19 protein-coding genes are annotated in these 21942 nt (G+C 33.9%); 16 read left to right on the top strand and 3 right to left on the bottom strand.

The genetic code is table 11. From position 1 onward, the window contains the following. Positions 1–125: 125 nt before the first annotated feature. From NG806_RS03135 to NG806_RS03120, 4 genes are all read left to right on the top strand, one after another. Complete coding sequence (locus NG806_RS03135) at positions 126–656, top strand: Crp/Fnr family transcriptional regulator (RefSeq protein WP_214825776.1); 531 nt, start codon at positions 126–128, stop codon at positions 654–656. A 74-nt stretch (positions 657–730) separates the two neighbouring features. Next, entirely contained in the window at positions 731–1114 is a 384-nt protein-coding gene (locus tag NG806_RS03130; RefSeq protein ID WP_214825778.1) for a hypothetical protein, read from the top strand. 319 nt (positions 1115–1433) lie between these two features. After that, complete coding sequence (locus NG806_RS03125) at positions 1434–2297, top strand: helix-turn-helix domain-containing protein (RefSeq protein ID WP_214825780.1); 864 nt, start codon at positions 1434–1436, stop codon at positions 2295–2297. 244 nt (positions 2298–2541) lie between these two features. Further along, positions 2542–3036, top strand: a complete 495-nt coding sequence (locus NG806_RS03120; RefSeq protein WP_261511939.1) for a hypothetical protein — start codon at positions 2542–2544, stop codon at positions 3034–3036. Positions 3037–3108: 72 nt separating this feature from the next. Here the strand turns inward: NG806_RS03120 and NG806_RS03115 are convergent, their stop codons facing one another. Both NG806_RS03115 and NG806_RS03110 read right to left on the bottom strand, forming a co-directional pair. Further along, a complete protein-coding gene (locus tag NG806_RS03115) occupies positions 3109–4383 on the bottom strand; it encodes an MFS transporter (RefSeq protein ID WP_214825784.1) in 1275 nt (424 codons plus the stop codon). A 112-nt stretch (positions 4384–4495) separates the two neighbouring features. Then, entirely contained in the window at positions 4496–5089 is a 594-nt protein-coding gene (locus NG806_RS03110) for a TetR/AcrR family transcriptional regulator (protein WP_214825786.1), read from the bottom strand. 190 nt (positions 5090–5279) lie between these two features. On the opposite strand from NG806_RS03110, the gene NG806_RS03105 reads away from it, so the two are divergent. After that, a complete protein-coding gene (locus NG806_RS03105) occupies positions 5280–6365 on the top strand; it encodes a sulfatase-like hydrolase/transferase (protein WP_261511937.1) in 1086 nt (361 codons plus the stop codon). A gap of 158 nt (positions 6366–6523) precedes the next feature. On the opposite strand, the gene NG806_RS03100 is transcribed toward NG806_RS03105, so the two are convergent. Then, positions 6524–7084, bottom strand: coding sequence for an OmpH family outer membrane protein (locus NG806_RS03100; protein WP_261511936.1), 561 nt, complete (start codon positions 7082–7084; stop codon positions 6524–6526). A gap of 311 nt (positions 7085–7395) precedes the next feature. Between NG806_RS03100 and NG806_RS03095 the strand changes: the two genes are divergently transcribed. The 11 genes from NG806_RS03095 to NG806_RS03045 all read left to right on the top strand — a co-directional run bounded on the left by NG806_RS03095 (position 7396) and on the right by NG806_RS03045 (position 21939). Next, entirely contained in the window at positions 7396–7845 is a 450-nt protein-coding gene (locus NG806_RS03095) for a MarR family winged helix-turn-helix transcriptional regulator (protein WP_214825789.1), read from the top strand. Positions 7846–7865: 20 nt separating this feature from the next. After that, positions 7866–8711, top strand: coding sequence for a universal stress protein (locus NG806_RS03090; RefSeq protein WP_261511934.1), 846 nt, complete (start codon positions 7866–7868; stop codon positions 8709–8711). Positions 8712–8789: 78 nt separating this feature from the next. After that, a complete protein-coding gene (locus NG806_RS03085) occupies positions 8790–9314 on the top strand; it encodes an NADPH-dependent FMN reductase (protein WP_261511933.1) in 525 nt (174 codons plus the stop codon). Between the two features lie 202 nt (positions 9315–9516). Next, complete coding sequence (locus NG806_RS03080) at positions 9517–12531, top strand: sensor histidine kinase (protein ID WP_261511932.1); 3015 nt, start codon at positions 9517–9519, stop codon at positions 12529–12531. Continuing rightward, positions 12524–13138 carry a response regulator transcription factor gene (locus NG806_RS03075; protein WP_214825795.1) on the top strand — a complete coding sequence of 205 codons (615 nt, stop codon included), beginning with the start codon at positions 12524–12526 and terminating at the stop codon, positions 13136–13138. Before NG806_RS03080 ends, NG806_RS03075 begins: the two co-directional genes overlap by 8 nt. A 274-nt stretch (positions 13139–13412) precedes the next feature. Beyond that, positions 13413–14537 (top strand): hypothetical protein, encoded by a 1125-nt coding sequence (locus NG806_RS03070; RefSeq protein WP_261511930.1) that lies wholly within the window; start codon positions 13413–13415, stop codon positions 14535–14537. Positions 14538–14627: 90 nt separating this feature from the next. Further along, on the top strand, positions 14628–15332 hold the full coding sequence (locus tag NG806_RS03065; protein WP_261511928.1) for a hypothetical protein: 705 nt from the start codon (positions 14628–14630) through the stop codon (positions 15330–15332). Continuing rightward, positions 15333–15554 carry a hypothetical protein gene (locus NG806_RS03060; RefSeq protein WP_261511927.1) on the top strand — a complete coding sequence of 74 codons (222 nt, stop codon included), beginning with the start codon at positions 15333–15335 and terminating at the stop codon, positions 15552–15554. Between the two features lie 387 nt (positions 15555–15941). Continuing rightward, positions 15942–17345 (top strand): mercuric reductase, encoded by a 1404-nt coding sequence (locus tag NG806_RS03055; protein ID WP_261511925.1) that lies wholly within the window; start codon positions 15942–15944, stop codon positions 17343–17345. Positions 17346–17576: 231 nt separating this feature from the next. Next, on the top strand, positions 17577–18350 hold the full coding sequence (locus tag NG806_RS03050) for an SDR family NAD(P)-dependent oxidoreductase (RefSeq protein WP_261511923.1): 774 nt from the start codon (positions 17577–17579) through the stop codon (positions 18348–18350). 484 nt (positions 18351–18834) lie between these two features. After that, positions 18835–21939 (top strand): non-ribosomal peptide synthetase family protein, encoded by a 3105-nt coding sequence (locus NG806_RS03045; RefSeq protein ID WP_261511921.1) that lies wholly within the window; start codon positions 18835–18837, stop codon positions 21937–21939. The last annotated feature ends 3 nt before the right edge of the window (positions 21940–21942 follow it).

Genomic DNA, 21942 nt, shown 5'->3' with positions numbered 1-21942 from the left:
AATTTGAAATGCTTGTGAATTTATTTGCATTTGTATTTTTAAGCATCTTTTATAAAGGGCTTTTTACAGTGTAAAATTAAAAGTTCGTTTTTCCTCAATAAAAGGCCAATCATTATTTGTATCTTATGAAAAATCAGGAATTAAATCAGTTAATTGATATTTTATTTAAATCAGGGAAAGAAGAAAAATATAAACCCAAAACAATTATTATTGAAGAAGGTATCATTTCAAAAAAATTTTATTATCTGAAAAAGGGAATCCTTAGAGGATGGACAAATTACGATGGTAAAGAAATCTCTTTCCAATTTCTTTTCGAAGATCATATTTTCTGCTCCTCTGAAAGTTTTTTTTATAACAGACCAAGTTCTTACACCATTGAAACAATTGAAAACTGTACAGTATTATCAATAGAAAAAACGGTAATAGACAAATTATCAGAAAACAATGATTTCTTAAATTTATTCAATAAATACCTGATCAGCAGAATCAATGATTATCAGCAACTACTGATATCAAAAATACAGGACAAACCGGAGGTACGATACAAAAAACTGCTTGAAGCAAATCCTGAAATTATTCTTCGTATTCCTCAACATTTAGTTGCATCCTATCTGGGTATTACTCCGGTAAGCTTAAGTAGAATCAGAAATCGTTGAGTGTATATTTCTTTACAATTGTTATCGATTGGCCACCCGGATGCTAAGTACTTTTGTTGAAAATAATATCAACAATGGAAAAATTAATAAAAGCAGTATTTACCGATGTCATTGAAAATAAAAACTACGATGAATCATTGATCAATAAATACTTTAGTGAAGATTATATACAGAGCGTAGACAATGTAACCTTGGATTTTAATTCTTTTAAAAAGCATATTCAGAAATTAAAAGAAAAAGCAGATCAGCAAAATGTGGTATTCGAAAATATAGCAAGTAATGAAACTTCAGTATTTACCAAACATTTTGTCACAAGCGTTCTCAAAAATGGGGAAATTGTAAAACATAAGGTCTTCGCGGAATTTACTATTAAAAACAATAAGGTAATATATTGTGATGAGTTGACTACCTTATTAGAAGGCTCTGCTTCAGAAAAAAAACTCGGCTCAGAAATTTAAGCTCTGCTAAAATATGCAGAAGGGTAAATCTCCCTTTTATTATTTGAAAATGAGAAATGTAAACAAAAATGAGGTAGATATAAATTCTACCTCATTTTCTTTTATTGATCAATTCGTCAACCCTAAAATTACAGCTCCCTGAAGGCAAGCATCAATTCTTCAAATAGGTTTCAATTACAGAAAGTGCCTTTAAAGTAAGCAGAAAGTTTTACAAGTTTTAAAATCAAAAACAATAAGGTTATTAATTGCAAAGAACAAACTATCTTAGTAGAAGGATCCGTTACTGAAATCCTGCTGAGAGGCCAAATAAATAGAATGTATGGTAAATGACTATAAAAAGTATGATCTTTTTGGAAAGACCTTAATGCAAAAAATTGCATTGACACCACCTTTTAATTTTGATTTCCCTGTTACTGAACAGGCCTGTTTTCTATATGTTCTAAAAGGTGAATTCCAATATCAGATTGATAACGAGGATATTAATATTCCTACAAATTATTCATTGTTCCTGAATTGTATAAGCTCTGGAAAGCAAATACATAATTCACACCCCGAAAGCAATTGTGAAATTGTAATTGTTACTTTTTATCCGGATATATTAAAGAAAATTTATGACCGGGAACTCCCATCATTGCTTCATCCACCAAGGAATATCATTTCAAATCAGTCAAATAAAAAAATAAATAATGAATTTTTAATTCAAAAATACATTGAAGGCTTATTATTTTATTTTGAGAATCCATCTTTGATTAATGAGGATATCCTGATCCTGAAGCTAAAGGAAATCATACTGTTGTTAGCTCAAACACAAAATGCAGAAGCGATACAGGTTATATTATCGCAGCTCTTTTCTCCAATAACTTATACTTTTAAGCAGATCATTGAAGCTAATTTGTTTTCACAATTAACAATTGAACAGCTCGCAGAACAAAATAATCTAAGTGTATCTTCTTTTAAAAGAGAATTTGCCAAACTATACAATGATACTCCCGCCAACTACATTAAAAACAAGAAACTCGAAAAAGCAGCTGAGCTACTTCTGGTTTCGGATCAGCGAATCACCGATATTGCTTTTGATTGTGGATTTAATGATCTGGCAAATTTTACAAAAAGCTTTGGTGATAAATATAACTTAAGTCCTACAAATTATCGTCAGGAACTGAAAAATAAACATTTAAAATAATATTCTATTACTCGATAATTCTTACAATATTCCCCAACAGGATCGGGCGTTCTTAAAGCTAATTTAAGAATGCTTTTTTTATGAACCAAAATCCCAAATAATTGAACGAAATCACAAAGTTATTTTTTCTTTTCTATTGCAATTTTGCAGTGTTCCTCTTAGAGAAACAATAAAGCGGACAGATGACTTTTTATCAACCTGTCGTCTTTAAAACAATAGAATTTATAACATAAAATAATATAAAATGGGACTATCAAGTTTAGGAATTTTTCACACAATTATAGGTATAGCTGCTATAATAGGCGCATTAGTATCGTTTATTAAATATGGAAGGATTAATCTGAGTGAACCATATGGCAAAGTATATTTCTATGGAACCCTTGTTACATCACTCACCGCATTGGGTATCTCAAAACATGGTGGCTTTAATCCAGGGCATGCTTTTTCGATCTTTATCATCATTTTGGTATCCGTGGCCTATTTCCTTTTTTCAAAAAAGCAAAAAAGTAAAAGAGCCCGCTATTTTGAAAACTTCTCACTTTCCTTTAGCTTTTTCCTTTCCCTTGTTCCAACAGTTAATGAAACATTCACCCGTGTTCCACTAGGGCATCCTTTGGCTAAAGACATCACTGATCCAATTATAGGTAAAACCCTCCTTGTTCTTTTTATTCTTTTTATTGCAGGTTCTGTTTATCAGTATATAACCCAGCGAAAAGCAAATAAACAAGGGTCACTTTAAACTCTTAAATTTTTTCTTTATAAAAAAATGTTCGGAGGTCCGAACATTTTTTTTATTGAATTTCTATTTTATTTACTCTGCTAAAGGGACAACAGGCTCTTCAACGGAAGTCATGTCAGCAGCTGCCTTTTTTTTAGCTAAATTGCTAACCCGCCACATTAAAAATATACTGATAAAAGAGATGACAACAATCACATAACCAACTATATCATAATGTTCTAGAGGTGCTCCTTTGCTTTTTTGGGTAACAATGACACCAGCAACAGCTGCTGCAACTCCACCTGCAATTTGTTGTAATGAAGAGTTGATACTCATAAAAGCTCCCCTATCCTGTAAATCCGGTATGGCACTTGTCAGAGCTGAAGAAGGAATCATCCTACTCATAATTCCGATCATCATCAGGATATTGAATATCATAACCAACCATAGCGGTGTTATAGATAAATTGGTATACAGCACACACATGACCACCATCCACAAAGAGGCAACGGCAAATATTTTAAACTTATCGATCTTATCACTTAATTTTCCTATTAATGGCATGATCACGAGTGAGCTTACCCCGGACACCATAAATAACATAGGAAGTTGCTCGTTTGTAAGCCCCAGATTATTGATCGCAAAGGCACTTCCAAAAGGCATCATCATAAAACCACCAATGGAAAGTAAAGCTGTTGCTGTAAAACCTACCCGGTAATTGCCTTTTGCAATGGTATGCCATAAATGCTGGAAGGCAGATTTATCCCTTTGTACAGAAAGATGTTTTACTACAGGCTGCAGTTTCATAAAAATTAAAACAGCAATAATGATACTCAAAGCTGCTACCATCCAGAAAGGAGCCTCCCAACCCCACTGATTAGCTAAATAAAGACCAATAGGTACACCCAAAACCTGGCTGCCACCAAATCCCATCTGAATAAATCCCATCACTCTACCCCTCTGCTGAAGGGCGAATAAATCGGTAATAATGGCCATAGAAATAGAACCTATTACTCCACCAAAAAGACCGGTAATGATTCTGGCAGCAACTAATACCGGATAAGATTGTGCCATTCCACAAAAGATGGTTCCAGCTATAAATCCGATGTAAAAGAAAAGTAAAAGCTTCTTCCGGTCAAACCTATCGGCAAAGCCCGCAGTTAGCAAACCTGAGATACCTGCGCTGAAAGCATAAGCTGAAACCGCAAAACCAAAAGCCGACGGTTTAAGACTAAGTGATTTCATCAGCATGTCGCCAAGCGGAGACATCACCATAAAATCTAATATTACCGTAAACTGCGTAATAGCTAAAATAAATATGACAAACTTTTGATAGCCCGTAAAGGGCAAAGGTTGTTGTTTTTCCATAATTTTAAAATTAATTTACAGCGGTTATCGCCGTTATTTTTTAATTTAAACTGACCATTCAAGTTGTTTTAATCAGTTTCTGTTGTAAATAAAATGTGACTGAAATTTCTAATTAGGTCTTCTTAAGCGCCTTGACTACCAGATCAAATGTTTGCCATAAAATCTCATCAGTCATTTTAAACACTTTTCCACCAAGGCTTTTTCCTTCGTTATGAAAACGTGCTAAAGAGTACATAGGCGAAAAAGCAACCGACCAGTACACTTCAAAAGGCATCTGGTCTAATTCACCTCTCTTAACAGCATTTTCTAAAAACCTTCCTAGAATTTCCTTAAATCCGCGTAAAAAATGATGAAGAAATTCTTCCTGATAACTTGAATTTCTCAATTGTTCAAAGAACAGATGTTTATCCTGATTTGTTGTTATATAACTATATCGGTTTTTCCATTGGACTCTCAACCCTTCTTCAAAATGTGCGTCCGGATCAAAATCTTTAAGAATGGCATCAGACATTTTTTGCCCTACTTCTTTCGCAATCGTTAAAATTAAATCGTCCCTGTCTTTGTAATAGATGTAGGGAGTTGCAACAGAAATTTTGCAGGCTTTAGCCAGCTTGTTCATACTGAATCCTTCCAATCCATCTTTTATGATCATCTTAATTGCTTCTGTCTGAATCAGTTCCCTTTTATCAGTGTCTTTTATGCGCATTTTTCAAATGTTCTAAAATTTCAAGGCGTAAAATTAATGAATATTTATTAATTATAGAAATTATTTTCTCTTAATTTTCTGTAATACAAAAACATCACTACTCTAAGATTAACAAAGAGTTAATAAGAGTTTGTTGATTTATTTTTAAACAAAGTTTAGTTTTGTTAACCAATAAATTTGTCTTTGTTCTATGAAAACTAAATTTTTCCTGATATTCATGCTGTTTGCACAATTGGCCGGTGCGCAAAATACAAAAACCAAGAATATCGTATTGATTTCTATTGATGGTTACCGCTGGCAGGAAATCTTTAAAGGAGCTGATTCTTCTCTTTTACAAAATAAAAAATTCCGTCAGCAGGATTCTACTGAGGTGTATAAAAAATTCTGGGCTGAAACAGAAGATGAACGTAGAAAAAAATTAATGCCTTTCTTCTGGAATGTAATTTCAAAAAAAGGACAATTATATGGCAACAGGAACCTAAGCAGCCCGGTGAATGTAAAAAATAAATACTGGTTCTCTTACCCCGGAAGAAGTGAAACAGTAACCGGTTTTTATGATGAAAAGATAAATTCTAATTCATATCCAAATAACCCGAACGAAAATGTACTGGAGTTTATAAATAAACAGAAAGACTATCAGGGTAAGGTAGTTATAATTGCTGGCTGGGATGCTGTATCAAAAATTGTAAACCGTGATCGGAATCATATGCCTGTAATCAATCCGTTTGAAAATGCAGAAGGTAAAAACCTAACTGAAGCCCAGAAACTGGCTAATGAAATACAAAATTACCTTCCTAATTATTTTGGCAGATCTGTACGTTGGGACGTGGGTACTTATGCTATTGCTAAAACATATATTGCCGCCAATCATCCTAAAATGGTTTATATTGATTTCGCTGATCCTGACGATCTTGGCCATGCTGGACAATATGATTACTATTTGGATTCCGCACATTATCTGGATGCTATGATTGGAAATCTCTGGGCGGCAATGCAGGCGGATCCTTTTTATAAAGACAATACCACTTTTATTATTTGTCCCGACCATGGAAGAGGTTTAGAAAGTCAGTGGACAAGTCATGGATCATCATCAGAGCATTCTAACGAAACATGGTTGATTGCACTAGGACCTGATACTCCCCCATCGGGAGAAATGAAAAATACTTCACAGATCTATCAGGATCAGATTGCTCAAACCATTGCCAGTTTACTTGGATTTACTTTTAAGGCTAATCATTCCGTTGGGGAGCCTATAAAATCTGTTGTTGGAAAATAAACTTGAATTGCATATATAAACTTAAAGCCTCGATCATCATTGATCAAGGCTTTATTTTTTTAAAGGAAATGATTCAATTACTTATAAAAAAAGGTCAGCTAAAATACTTTTGGCTCTTTCATTATCCCTTTTAATAGTTCAAATAAGATTAGATGGAATTATCTTTTACTTTTTTTAGTCGGGCTATCCTTTTTTTCAGGTTCAGGTGTTCTATTTAAGAGAATATCCAATACTTTTTCTGTATAATCGAATTTCTTCTCATGGTAAAGGACATTACTGTCTTTTTTATCGATAATGGTTCCCAATCCGTTTTTTTCAGAAACTGTCATAACAGCATTGTGTATCTGCTCCTCAAAAGGTACAGCCAGGTTTTTTTTCAGTTGACTGACTTCACCATTATTTCCGAATCTTAAGCTGGTAGTGGTTTTAATATTTTTATCCAAATCAGCTACTTCTTTTTCTCTCTGCTTTAGCTGATCTCCTACTAATAATACTCTTTCGTTATCCAAAGCTGATTTCTTCTTTGCATATTCCGTCTGTATAGCCAGAAGTTCAGACTTCCAGGTATCTATCTGTGCGTTAAGTCTCGCTTCAGCTTCTTTATATTGAGGCATTTTATCCAATATTGCTCTGGTGTCTATAACCCCTATCTTCTGGGCATTAGTAAAGCCAAAAAGTAAGAATAATCCAAATATAACCGCAATTTTAAAATTTTTCATTATTAAATATATGTTCTAATCATTTTGCAAAACGAACCTGAAAATGATCTAAGTATGTTTACATGCCTGATCAACTGTTGTACGTTTTGGTGTAAAAATATTAATTTTAAACGGTTTTTATCATCTAAAATTGCTGTATTAAAGAATTATTAAAAATTAAAATAAAATTTCCTTTAAAGAGGATATCTTTTTATGACAAATTAGTTTTAATTCAAACTAATTTTTACTATATTTGTTATACAAGTGATGACTTAAAGATTTTAAATAAACTTCATGATCTATCCTCACCTACAATTAGTTAATCATTACATATGTCTGAAAAACAAAATAACATATCCGAATTAGCTTTAGAACTAGGTCTGGCAATGGGTGAAATGAAAAATCGTCTACGGCAAAAGATCCAAACGAAAGTTAATGAATATGACCCTGATCTTTCTTTTGAACTTATTGAAATACTTGGCCTACTTTCCCGTAATGACGGAATAAACCAACAGGAAATAAGTAATAAAATAAGCAAGGATAAATCAAGCGTAACCTACCTGATTAACAATCTTGTAAAAAGGGAGTTAGTTGAAAGAGTGGAATATACAAATGACCGAAGAAACAAACAGATCTTCCTTACTGTAAAAGGAAAGGAAATTGTAGAAATCGTTTATCCCTGGGCATTGGAACTTTATAAAAAAGCGGCTGATGATATTAGTAAAGATGCTATAAAAAATGCACTTTTCCTAGTAAAAAAAATGACAGCGAATCTCGAATAACTAAGCTTAAATTAATCAATATGAGAACCATACTTGTACCGGTTGACTTTACATCAACTACCGAAAATGCAGTAAAGCTTGCTGCAGAATGGGCAAAACAATATCAATACACCCATATTATTCTTTTAAAAACCTCACAGGAATCTGAATTCGACTACCTGCATATCTCAGAAGGACATGTATTAGTTAATGAGGAAAATGTAAATAGCCTGATCGAAAGTACAGAACAACTCCTTAATAACTTAGTGGATATCATAGTTGAAAAAGCACCTGATTTAAAAGTTTTAAAAGCCGTAAGTGAATGGACACTGACCAGAAGTATCCATGATCTTGTAAAGAATCAGCCTTCTATAGAACTTCTTATTTTGGGAAGTGATGATAAGGCCTCTTCCAGTGACAGTTTTGTTTCAGAGAATATTATTAGCATTGCCAGAACAAGTCCTGTCAAGGCCTTAATAGTTCCTAATGGCTATATATACAGTACAATAAAAAACATCCTGATTCCATGCGATGTAAATGGTATAACAAAATTAGACCGGTTATTTCATCACAAATCCGTTATTGAAAAACAGGATGTTCGGCTGATGTTTTTAAATATTACAAAAGAAGGAGCTGATGGTGATGATGATAAAAAGAAAGAGCTCGAAGAATATATCCGTCAATATCTTACTAAAATCCCTAGCAGTATTCATTATTATAATGATGAAAATATCATCAACGGAATCCTGACTTTCGCAGCATCTAATGAAACGGATCTGATCATTGCTTTACCGGGAAGACATAGTTTCCTGTATTATCTGGCAAACAGGAGTATTTCTGAGGGAATTTATCAAAATGTCAACCAGCCAGTTTTGATATTAAAGTAAGATCTATTCAAATAAATATCAAGCGGGTTTTTCAAAGTCATTTATAACTGATTTAAAATTATTTCATTAATAAAACTCATGAAAAGAATTTTTGTAATAAACGGTAGTGCAAGCAATACCTCAGCAAATCAGAGGCTTATAGATAATTTCGCGATTCTGACAAAAGATTTTTTTAATCTAAAAGTTTTTAATGCACTTAAGGCACTTCCGCATTTTGACCCTGAACTTTCCATAGATAAGACACCAAAGGCAATCTTAGATTTCAGACAAGAAATTGAAACCGCAGATGGAATTTTAATCTGTACGCCTGAATATGTTTTCAGCATTCCAAGCGGACTTAAAAATGCTATTGAATGGTGTGTAGTGACAACAATATTATCTGAAAAACCCACAGGACTTATTACAGCTTCTGCAAGTGGTGAAAAAGGACATGAAGAATTACAGCTGATAATGAATACTTTAATGGCAAAATTCACTACTGATACGACACTTTTAATTCAGGGTATAAAAGGAAAAATAAATGAACAGGGAGATATAACCGATAGCCTAACTAAAACTGATCTGGAAAGATTTGTCAGTGCATTTGAGAAACTTGTTTCCTGAATCCCATTTGCGGACGGCAGAACAAATCATTATTTAGCCCTATTCCACTACTTTAATCTTTAAACATTCAGCAAATATACTACGTGAAATAAATGCAAAATTTATATTTCATGACAAATAAAAAGTAATGTAAATTTAATTATCATTATTTTATTATTATTTATTCCGTTATATCTTTGTCTCATTCTTAAAACAATGAGATTTGCCTAAAAATATACTTTTAATCCTCTTATTCATCTTTTTCAAAGTCAGCAGTCAGAAATATAACATTCAGTTATATAATACTGATAATGGGCTTCCACAAAACAGCGTTAAGGATATTATAAAAGATAAGTATGGATTTATATGGTTGACCACCGAAAACGGAATTGTAAGATATGATGGTGCTAAATTCCTGGTCTATAAAAACTTCCCATTAAACAGTCAGCGTTTTACCTTTTTCTCTGGAAACACGGATAAAGACAGTATTTTTACTGCCGGAGATTATGGAAGAGTTATACTTATACACAAAAAATTTCCAAAAGTCACTGCTCCATCAAAACGGTTTCCTAATTTGATACTTAAAGATAATATCAATTACTTTTTGTATGGTTCTAATTATAGTTACTCAAAATCTCCAGGTGTATATTTTTATATGAATTTTAAAGATGGGAGATACTACATAAAGGAAAATAATTTAACATTTATTGACTTCCACTCAAAAAATGAAGAAAATCTAAAGATCAGATCTATCTACAAAAATATACCTAGAATTTTCACTATAGATGAAGACTTATTTTATATAGACTTCAGTTCAAAAAAGGTACTTAAAATAAAAAAAGGAAAGATTATAGATTCATATGATGCGCCACTATTAACTGATATTCATAGTAAAGTTTTCTGGAGCAGAATAAATAACCAGGTTCTGATTCAAAACAAAAATATTTTCTATAGCTGCACTTATGAAAATGAGCAGCTAAAAATATCTAAGATCATTCAGATAGATAAAGTAAAAGGTGACAGTTTTATTAGTGTTTACTATGACCAATTTTACAAAAGGCTTTATCTTGGAGGAAGTACGGAAGGTTTACAAATTATAAATTTTTCAGATTTCGTTACCATAAAAAGACCACCATTAAAACCAGAGTCGGTTTTTTATGCTACTTTACCTTATGACAGCTCTTCGGTCATGAATACATATGGAGAGATCTATAATCGAAATGGCATTGTAAAAAACAAAAATTTCAGAAACACGGTTCCTTTTTTTATGGCGTATGATCCATCTGGAAATATTATAGTAAGAAAGGATGACGATTTAAACATATATACAGAAACAACATCCTATACCGATTACACTACTGTAAAAGATTTTTCTTTAAAGGACTTTTTCTTTGACGGGGAAAAATATTATGTATTACGTTCAAAACCAAAAAAAAATGGCACTCCCGACTTTAGCGGCGTATTTGAAATATACAGAGATCGGTCATTCAGATCTTTAAAAAAGAGATTTTTATTTGATAATGAACCGACAAAATTAATACCACTTGATCAGAACAATATCTTAGTCGGTACTATAAAAGGATTATACAGGATACAGACAGAAACAAACAGAATATACAACATTACCGGAGATAAGGAATTATCAATCCGTAGTATTATAAAATCAAAAGACGGTAATTTCTGGGTCACTACTTTAGGAAAGGGGTTTTATTTATTAAGAAATAACCGGCTAATTAAAATGCCTTATGATCTTAATAATAACATTTCTTCTTCTCATACTATTTTGGAAGATATGAAAGGTTTTTTTTGGATTCCTACCAATAATGGATTATACAGGGTTTTAGAAAGTCAGCTATTGCAATATGCTCAAAATAAAAGCTCTAAAGTAAATTATTATAGATTTTCAAAAGATTCAGGTTTCAATACCAATGAATTTAATGGCGGCAGTAATGTATGTGGTAATCAATTAGACAATGGTGATTTTGTCATTCCTTCTTTGAATGGTCTTGTTTTTTTTAATCCATTAAAGATCCGAAGTTATTATCCGAAGAATATATACATCGAAAGAGCTCTGATTGATAATAAGGAGCAATGCTTTAAAAATGATCTGCATCTGGAGCAAAAATCTAACAGGATCGATCTATTTATCGATGTCCCCTATTATGCTAATCCTGACAATATTGTTATAGAAGCAAAAATAATGGGCATACAAAATGCAAAATGGGAATCTATCGGAAAAGACAGAAAATTTTCTATTTCCAATCTTGGATACGGAAAATATTCACTGATTGCAAAAATGCTTGTTTCTGATGATGGAAAATACATTTATAAAAAAATTAATATAATTATCCAGCCTTATTTTTACCAGACGCTATGGTTTAAGATTCTTACTTTTTCAATGTTCTTACTCCTATTATTCCTTTTGGTAAAATGGAGAATCAATTTTCTACAAAAGAAAAATCATGATCTGGAAGAAATTATTAATATCCGTACTAAAAGCCTTTCTACGACTGTAGAAAAATTAGAAATAACAAAAACACAGCTTCATAAGGAAATTGAACAACAAAAAAAACTCATCGGTACAATTACCCATGACATAACAACTCCGGTAAAATTCATTGCCCTAACAGCAAAGGAAATACTGAGTCAAAAAGAATTCGATCAACAGAGGACTGAAAAAATACTTGATTCCATTTACAAGTCATCAGATCAACTGTACAATTTTACAGTCACATTAAAAGAATATGCAGATATATACAGTCATTACCGATCAGATAAAACAGAGGTCTATTCTTTATATAAGCTAATTGAAGAAAAAAAAGTGCTTTTCCATGCCATAGCCGAAAATAATAACACATCTATTAGCAATCTTGTTGAAGAGAATATAATGACACAGATCAGTAAAAATATACTTGCTGCCATTGTTCACAATCTTTTAGATAATGCGGTGAAATACACAAAAAATGGTGAGATAACAATAGATAGCCATATGGATGATAGGAATATTATTTTACGTATAAGTGACACTGGCATCGGAATGGACGAGCAAAAAATAAAATACTATACAAGGCTACAGAATAATATTGAAAGTGAAAAATTGTTACTTCAAAAATATGGCATGGGCCTGCATCTGGTACTGCAATTATTACAAATGATAGAAAGTAAAATTATCTTCAAAAAAAATGACTCCGGTGGAACCTCCTGCCAATTGATTTTAAAAAATAAAAAAGATGATTAGAAACATTCTTATAGCTGATGATCACCATGTCGTACTAACAGGAACAAGCCTGATACTGGAATCAAGGATACCCAATATAGCAATTGATCAGGCCGAAGACTATCCGGAAGCTTTAGATAAGATCTCAAAACAAAAATACGATCTTATTATTTTGGATATCAATATGCCAGAGACTAAAAATAAAAAAATGATCCCTGAAATTAAAGAGCTTGATCCCGATATAAAAATTCTTATATTCTCAGCCTATGAGGAAGAAATAGCGGTACAATATATAAAAGAAGGAGCCAATGGATATCTTAGTAAGCTGAGTAAAGTTGATGAGATTTCAGAAGCAGTGAATAGAATATTTTCAGAAGGCTACTATTATCCATCCAGTATTGTCCACCAACTATTAAAGTTTTCCCCTTTAGATTCTATAAAAAATCTCTCAGAAAGGGAATATGAAATTTTTATTCTCATGGTAAAGGGATATGGGAATTTAGAAATCTCAAATGAACTGAATATTCAGATGAGTACAATCAGTACTTACAAAAAAAGAATCCATAACAAGCTAAAAACCAACCACCTTGCTGACCTGATTAAGCTTTACCAAACCTATATATCCTAGAATAAAGCTTTTCCATAATGGTATTCTTTTTTTGCTATTCATTAAATAACTCTTCTTTTGCAGTTATAAAATACACTATTTAAAATTATCAACTTAAAAAGAATGATGTAGAAAATTTTCTACATCATTCTTTACTTCATTCTACATACTATAAGATCCCTTGTAGCAGTATTTCCTATAATTTTACACCAACAAATGAAATATAAATGTACCTGCTTATTTTCTAGTAATGAAGGACTTTTAAAAGCATCATAACCATTAAAATATTTAATAAATGCGTAGAAATTTTACACCACTATTGAAAACAATAGGATTATTCATTTCAACAGTCACTTTTGCACAAACAGGAAATGTTGGAATAAATACGGTAACCCCAGGATCGACAATAGATATCAATGGATCTGTAGCTGCCAGTTACAGGGCAGTTAGTGCAACATCTTACAATTTGACCGCAACCGATTTCCATGTTTCATATAATGGCACTGCTAATGCGGTATTCAGTCTTCCCCCGGCAATTAATGGAGTTGGAAACTTCAAAGGACGTATCTATACGATTAAGAATAATACCAATTTCACAATAACAGTAAACTCTGCAGCTCCAGAAACAATTAACGGAAATACAAACGTTTCAGTACCTGCCAATCAAAGCGTACAGTTGATCAATACAGGACTAACGGGAGCAACGAGCACATGGGAGGCTACAACAGCCAATAGTAGTGCAACTACTGCCAGTAATGGACTTACGCTTTCGGGTAATGATGTAAAATTAGGAGGCGCTCTTTCCCAGGCTACAGATATTGCTACCACAGGAAACAATTTAAGTGTAACCGGTACAGGTAAAGTTTTATTAGGTACAAATACAGTTCCGGCAGGAGCTGCCAATGCGAAAATAGTTATTGATAATGGAACAACAAACGGAGCATTACAAATTAAAGATGGTACACAACAATTAGGATATGTATTAACCAGTGATTCCAATGGATTAGCGACGTGGTCATCTACAGTTACCACCGCTTTTGCCAATAACTGGACATCTTATACAGGAACATTGATCAATCCTTTCACCGGAAATGCAGGTGGAGATAATCTAGCCACAGGAATATCCGTAAACATTCCTGCCAAAGGATGGTATTTTTTCCGTTCTGGAATTACAATCACATCTACTTGTAATGATTACTGGTTTTACATAGGTGGTATAGGAGAAGTATGGAAAGCATATTGTGGAACCGGCAGCCCTGATCCTATTAATTTTGTACCAAGAGATCAGACCAGAGTATTATACTTTGCAGCTCCCGGAATTTATCCTATAGTTGCTCACAAAACGAATTTAGTAGTTCCGACGGGATTTAATGGTGGAAACCCTTCTTTTTACTTAGATTTTGTAAAGTTCCAAAATTAATATAATATAAACTTTCAGTTCATAAAAATGAACAACAGAAATTATTTAGATACTAATGATCTAAATACCATTTAAAAACAACAATTTTATATGAGAAGAAATTCAATTTTCCTTACCTTATTACTAATTTTAAATAGTATTCTAATCTACTCACAAGCTGGAAATGTAGGCATTAATACCACTACTCCCGGTAGTACTTTAACGGTGAGCGGATCATTTGCAGCCACGTATAGATCGGTTACGACAAGTGGAACTGTAGATCCCAAAGATTACTATATAGCTTATAATGGTAACAGTAATGGAACTTTAACTCTGCCCGCAGCCATAAATGGATCCGGAAATTTTATGGGTAGGACCTACCATTTTAAAAATACAGGAACTGCCCAACTTTCCATCACCGCCAATGGAACTGAATTAATTGACAATCAAAGTGGAACTGGTATAACAACAGTAAATGTACCTCCTGGTTACTATGCATTTTTTATTAGCAAAGGAACGATCACAGGAACAACATGGGAACTTATTTTACTGTCGAGTTCTGATAATTTACCGGTAGCAGCTTCTACCTATCCCTTTTCAACGGTAAGTACTGCAACCAGGCAAAACCTTACAGCAAGCACAGGCCCTTATATTACATCTGAAATACATTATCCTGAAGGAACGGTAATAAATACGGGAAATGTTCTTAACACTGTAAATGGAAAATTCACAGCACCTACCAATGGATATTATATGTTCTACGGATCTACACAGTTCGATAATGGCTCTGTTCCAGGTGCTCCCAATTTTGCCTAGGTGGTTTTATATCTTATAAAGAATTACAGTACAAATCCCAATAACATATTAGTTCAGTCTTATCATCCTAATCCAGGCACATTAATAGGTAAAAATGTCTCTTGTATTGCCTATTTAAATGCAGGTGAAACAGTAAGCATGGCAGCAGCAGCTGCAGTAACAAGTGGTAATGTCTACCAAGTGGTTGTAAGCTCTTTATATGGTTATAAAATCGCTAATTAATAATATATCATACTAGGAGAATCATTCATAGATATGCTATTCATCGTTTATAGATTCTAATAACACAATGGAAACTCAAACATGTAGAAATCCCTCATTTTACAAGGTTTAACAAGTGGCTGTCTTAAAGGGCAGCCACTTTGTTTTTAAAAATTCACAAAACATAGGTAAGTATTCAAACATTTTGACGGAGGAGTAAGGCCAAAGAACTGCTATGTTTCATTTTTTTTAAAATGTTAAAAAGCTAATTTAAAATACTCCCTATTAATTTATTTCGAGCGTTTTTATAAAACAAAAACTCTGAATTTTAATTTTATATACCATTTATTTCATTATTTTTAGTCTAGCAATAAAGCCATAAACTGTATTTAATCAAACAAAATCATTATGGAAAAATTTGACGTAATTATTATTGGTTCAGGACAGGCAGGAACTCCACTTGCAAAAAGGTTATCTAAAGAAGGTAAGCGTATTGCACTTGTCGAGTCAGATTTTGTTGGTGGGACATGTGTGAACTACGGATGTACACCCACCAAGACATTAGTAGGATCAGCCAAAGTCATCTTTCAGTCCCAAAATGCCACAAAATATGGCATTACATTAAATAATAATGCACCCGATTTTCAACTAATTAATCAGCAGAAGAACAAGGTTGTAACTCATTCCCGGGAAGGTTTGGAAAAATCACTTTTTGAAGATCCCAATATTAATTTTTTTCATGGAAAAGGTAGCTTTTCAGGACATAAACAGATACGAGTAGAATTTGCAGATTCAAGTGATATTTTTATTACAGCATCGTTGATATTTATTAATACGGGAACAAGAGACCGGATTCCTGAAATAAAGGGATTAACAGGCGTAAATTACCTTACATCAAAGACTCTTTTAACCCTTGAACACCTGCCCAAAAAGTTACTTATTATTGGAGGTGGTTATGTTGCGCTTGAATTTTCACAGATTTTCAGTCGATTGGGCAGTCAGGTCACGATTATAGAGCAGTCAGCCAAATTATTACCTAAAGAAGATGATGATGTTGGATCTATGATCACACAGATTCTTACAGCAGAAGGGGTAAAAATTATCACGGATGCAGTGGTTAATAGTGTATCCTCAAATGCAGATGAATCCATTCAAATAGAACTGTCATCAGGAGAGAAACCTTTTACAATATCAGGCACCCACGTTTTAGTCGCTACCGGTAGAGTACCCAATACTGAAACACTCAATCTATCAAAATCAAATATTCCAATTGACGGAAGGGGATTTATTCCTGTTAACGATTATCTGGAAACAACGGAAGCGGGCATCTATGCTCTTGGAGATGTAAAGGGTGGACCTGCATTTACTCACGTGTCATATCATGACTATCTTGTTGTGGCCGACCATTTATTTGGCAAAAAAACTTCTACTATTCGCGATCGATTGATTCCCTACTGTGTTTTTATTGATCCTGAGCTTGGAAGAATTGGGATCACGGAAAAAGAAGCCCGTGAAAGAAATCTGAATTTTTCTGTAGCTAAAATGGATGCATCCTCTATAGCAAGGGCTGTAGAAACTGACGAAACAATAGGTTTCGTAAAGGCGATTGTGGACCATAATACTAAGAAGATTTTGGGAGTTGCAGCACTATGTGCGGGAGGTGGTGAGTTCATGTCTATATTGCAGATCGCTATGTTGGGCGGGTTGACTTATGACCAATTACGCGATACCATGTTCGCCCATCCTACCTATGCCGAGGCAATTAACAATCTCTTTAATCCAGCCCATCTAAAACCAGGCATTTCATCATGATAAATTTTTAAAATAGTAAGCATCAGTGCCTCTCTTTCAAGGTAATCATTAAAGTTCATTAATATTAAAATAAAATTTCGAAATACTGAAACTATAATTCTTGCCTCTCGACAAAAAAAGATGACTATAGAAAGTCTATCCTCAATATGGCTTCAAACAGTCTCGATTTAACTACAAATCCTGCTATTTTAATATCCAAATTTGCTGTATTAATTTAAATCATTTAAAATTATGCAGACAAATGAACAAAAAGTAGCATTGGTTTCAGGTGCGAATACTGGGATAGGTTTTCAAATTGCTAAGGCCCTCACCAATAATGGATACGCAGTTTATGTAGGTTCCCGTAATCTTCAAAAGGGCATGACAGCTGTCGCAGAGATTGGCGGTCAAGCAAAAGCTATTCAATTAGATATCACTGATTCCAATTCCATCAATGCGGCAGTAAAAATAATAGAAAATGAATTTGGGTACCTTACATTGTTAGTGAATAACGCAGCCATCTCACATGCTGGCCATTCCGGACGTACAATGGAAGAAGTATTGGGAGCACAACGGGCAAGCATTGTACCTATCAACGAAATAGAAACCGTTTGGAAGACAAATGTATTCGGTACTTTAGAAATCACGCAAGCCTTTTTGCCTTTATTACAAAATGCACCTGCTGCGCGTATTGTGACGGTTTCCAGTGCATTGGGATCTCTCGTATTGAATTCAAATCCGGAAAACCCTTACCGTTCGGCATTTGATGCGGTTTATGGAGCTTCTAAAACAGCACTCAATGGGATTTTTCTTTCTCTAGCCATAGAATTGGAAAACACCAACATCAAAGTCCATCTTGTAAGTCCTGGTTTTACCGCTACGGCACTCAATAATTTTCAGGGAACAGATACAGTGGAAGAAGGATCGGTTGAACCAATAAGAGTGGCATTGGCAGAAGATATCCCAACAGGAAGCTTTACAGGACCCAGCAATTTTTCGGGAGTAAACAACAGTCTTCCGTGGTAGGAATTCATTAAACCAAAAACTTATAGTAATCAATTTGTCATAAGTTTTTTTACAAATTTATGTAATGAAAAATAAAGACGATAAATTGATCCGGTTAAATGATAGATTTTAATTTTCGTGACTGATTCCATTTCTTTTTACAATTTCTGCGTGCTTTAAATATGAGTTAAAAATACAAATTTCCTTTGTCTCTATTATTGACTCCAAAACTGTTTCAATACCTACTAATCAAAACATACAGGAGATCAATACAGGAAGGTATTACTTCTTCTTTCATTACAAAAGCAGCTTTGCAATGAATATTTAATTCTCTCTGATGTGAAAATTTAACATTTAGAACATACTCTATTCAATTTATTATTTTAAATTTATTATTCCATTACTAAACATATTGCATTATGAATAAATTATCATCAGACACTTCATGAATTTTAACAAATAAAAAAAACAATATTAAACTTTTAACCAAATCAAAAAAACTAATATGTCAAACATCAATTCAACATCAGAAACACAAAAAAATTTAACCTCAGTTTCCCTATCTCCGGAAGACAGATATAAACTTCTAAATGAGTTTAATGACACCAGTTGGAGCTTCCAGAAAGAACAAACTTTGGTTTCTCTTTTCCAAAAACAAGTCAGTCTTCATGCAGATCATACAGCAGCCATCTATCAGAATCAACAAATAACCTACCGCGAGCTGGATCAGAAAAGCAATCAGCTTGCCAATATCCTGATCGCAAAAGGAGTAACAGAAGGTATGTTTGTTCCCGTCTGGCTCGACCGCTCACTGGAATGGATCATTGCCATTCTCGGAGTTTTAAAAACAGGTGCAGCTTATGTACCTATAGATCCGGCGTATCCTGTAAAACGTGTAGAATATATTCTTAATGATACTAAAGCAGAAATCATTATTACCAATCATACCCTCAGCCAATCATTTGCAGGAAGTAAAATCTGCCAGATTTTTTATCTCGATCAAAAAGAAGATCTCACAAATTTATCCGTTCAACAACCGGAGGTTATCCCCCATTACAATGCCCTTGCTTATACAATTTATACCTCTGGCTCAACAGGAAATCCTAAAGGAGTAATGATTACTCATGAAAGCATCCAGCATTTAGTATCCTGGCATAACAGTCATTTTAATGTAGATCATACTTCTCATCTAACTCTGGTTGCAGGATTAGCATTTGATATATCAGTATGGGAAACCTGGTCAGCCCTTACTGCGGGTGCAACTCTTTTTATAACAGATAGTGAAGAAAGGACTGCCGCTTCAGCATTGGTTAACTTTTATCACAAGAACAGAATTACTCACGGTTTCGTACCTACTGTTTTAGCTCCGGCAGTTGTAGCACAGACTAAAAATTACGGTGACCTTGCACTGCAATATCTTTTCACAGGAGGTGAAAAACTTAAACCGGTACTTACCAACGGATTAAGCTATGAGCTTGTTGATTATTACGGACCTACAGAATGTACAGTTTATGCTACTTTTAAAAAGGTAAAAGATATTAATGGAGAATATGTTTCTTCAATTGGTAAACCAATAGCCAATGCTAAAGCTTATATTCTGGGAAACCAAATGGAACTATTGCCGATAGGTGCAACTGGAGAACTGTATATTAGTGGAATTTTATTAGCTAAAGGATATCTTAATAATGAAGAACTCACCTCTTCAAAGTTCATTGTTAATCCTTTTATGGAAACTGAAAAACTGTATCGTACAGGAGATCTTGCCAGATGGACTTCAGAGGGAGATATTCAATTTCTTGGAAGAATTGATAATCAGGTGAAAATTAGAGGATTCCGTGTTGAATTAGGAGAAATAGAACGCACCTTTGACCGGTTGGAGGGAATACAGGAAGCAATAGTAATCACAAAAAACACTTCAGGAGATAACAAATACCTAACTGCTTTTATTGTTTTAAAACCTAATGTGGAAAAAAACATTGCACTGATCAGAAATCAGCTCAAAGAGGAATTGCCAGGGTATATGATTCCCGCACAGATTATTGCTATTGATAAAATACCATTAACGGCCAATGGAAAAACAAATACTGATCTTTTACAGAGCTTAGCTGATAAGGAAGCTAAGGAACTTATCTCCCACGAACCACCAACAAATGAGACCGAAAGAATTATCGCAGATATTTGGTCATCAGAACTAGAACTTCCCATCATTAATATGACAGATCAGTTCTTTGATATTGGCGGAAATTCTCTTTTAGTAGCTATTGTAGCTGTTGCATTACAGGAAAAATTAAATGTAAAAGTATACCTACGCGATATTTATCAATATCCTGTCTTACGAAATCTCGCCAATGTACTGATAGCCCGTGCTAAGGAAGCAAGGGAGGCAATTCCTCTCGAAGATGTGGAGCCTTATGTTGAATTACAGCAAGATGTCTATCTGAATTCCGGAACCTATTTTGAGGATAATTTTGATCCAAAAAAAATTGAAGATCCATCAGCAATATTATTGACCGGTGCCACAGGATTTGTAGGAATTCATCTTTTACAGGAACTTTTAGATACAACTACCGCAGATATTTATTGTCTGGTAAGAGCCCAGGATGAATTTCATGCAATGGAAAAAATAGAAAAGTGTTTTATTCAATTTCATGTCCCTCAAAACCATGAACAGCGATCAAGAATTATCCCTGTTTTAGGTGATCTGGCAGCACCTTCGCTCGGATTATCAGAGGAAATATTTAATATGCTGGCAACAACTATTGATCTGATTTATCATTCCGGTAGTTCCGTAAACTTTATTGAGCCTTATTCTTATATGAAAGCTCCCAATGTTGATGGGCTCAGAGAAATTATAAGACTTGCAGGAGCTCAAAGAACAAAATGCCTTGCTTTGTTATCTACTATTTCTGTTTACAGTTGGGGACATGTGTTTACCGGAAAAAAAGTAATGCTGGAATCTGATGATATTGAACAAAACATTGTATCAGTAAGTAAAGATATCGGCTATGTCAGAAGTAAGTACGTAATGGAAGCCATAGCCGATCTGGCTGCAAAAGAAGGTCTCCCATTAATTACTTATCGTCTGGGATATGCAATGTGCCATAGTGAATCCGGAGCAAGTGCGCCCTATCAGTGGTGGTCGGGTCTGGTGAAAAACTGTATTGAATTTAAGTCTTATCCTGCATTAACAGAGTTAAGAGAAGGTTTGATAACAGTTGACTATATGACTAAATCAATGGCTCATATTACAAAAAATAAAAATGCCATCGGAAAGAAATTCAATCTGATTGCCAACCCGGAGACCAATCTGACCTTGGAAGGTTTCTTTGACCTGCTTAAAAAAAATTACCCCTACCAGCTTAGCCCCCTTCCCTATAAAGAATGGCGAAAACATTGGGAGAATGACAGCAAAAACAGATTATATCCATTGACAAGTTTGTTTAAAGATAATATGCACGAAGGTTTGTCTACGGTGGAACTTTATCAGCATACTTACATTTGGGACTGTTCAAATGTACAGGAGTTCCTCAAAGATTCTGATATTAAAGAACCTGTGTTCGACAAACCACTCCTCGATTCTTATTTAAAGTATCTTGGCCTGCATTCTTAGTTA

This window comes from Chryseobacterium paludis, from assembly GCF_025403485.1.
In the GTDB taxonomy this organism is placed as follows: Bacteria; Bacteroidota; Bacteroidia; order Flavobacteriales; family Weeksellaceae; genus Chryseobacterium; species Chryseobacterium paludis.
The sequence above is the reverse complement of the archived record's forward strand: the minus strand, read 5'-3'. Positions and strand labels throughout refer to the sequence as shown.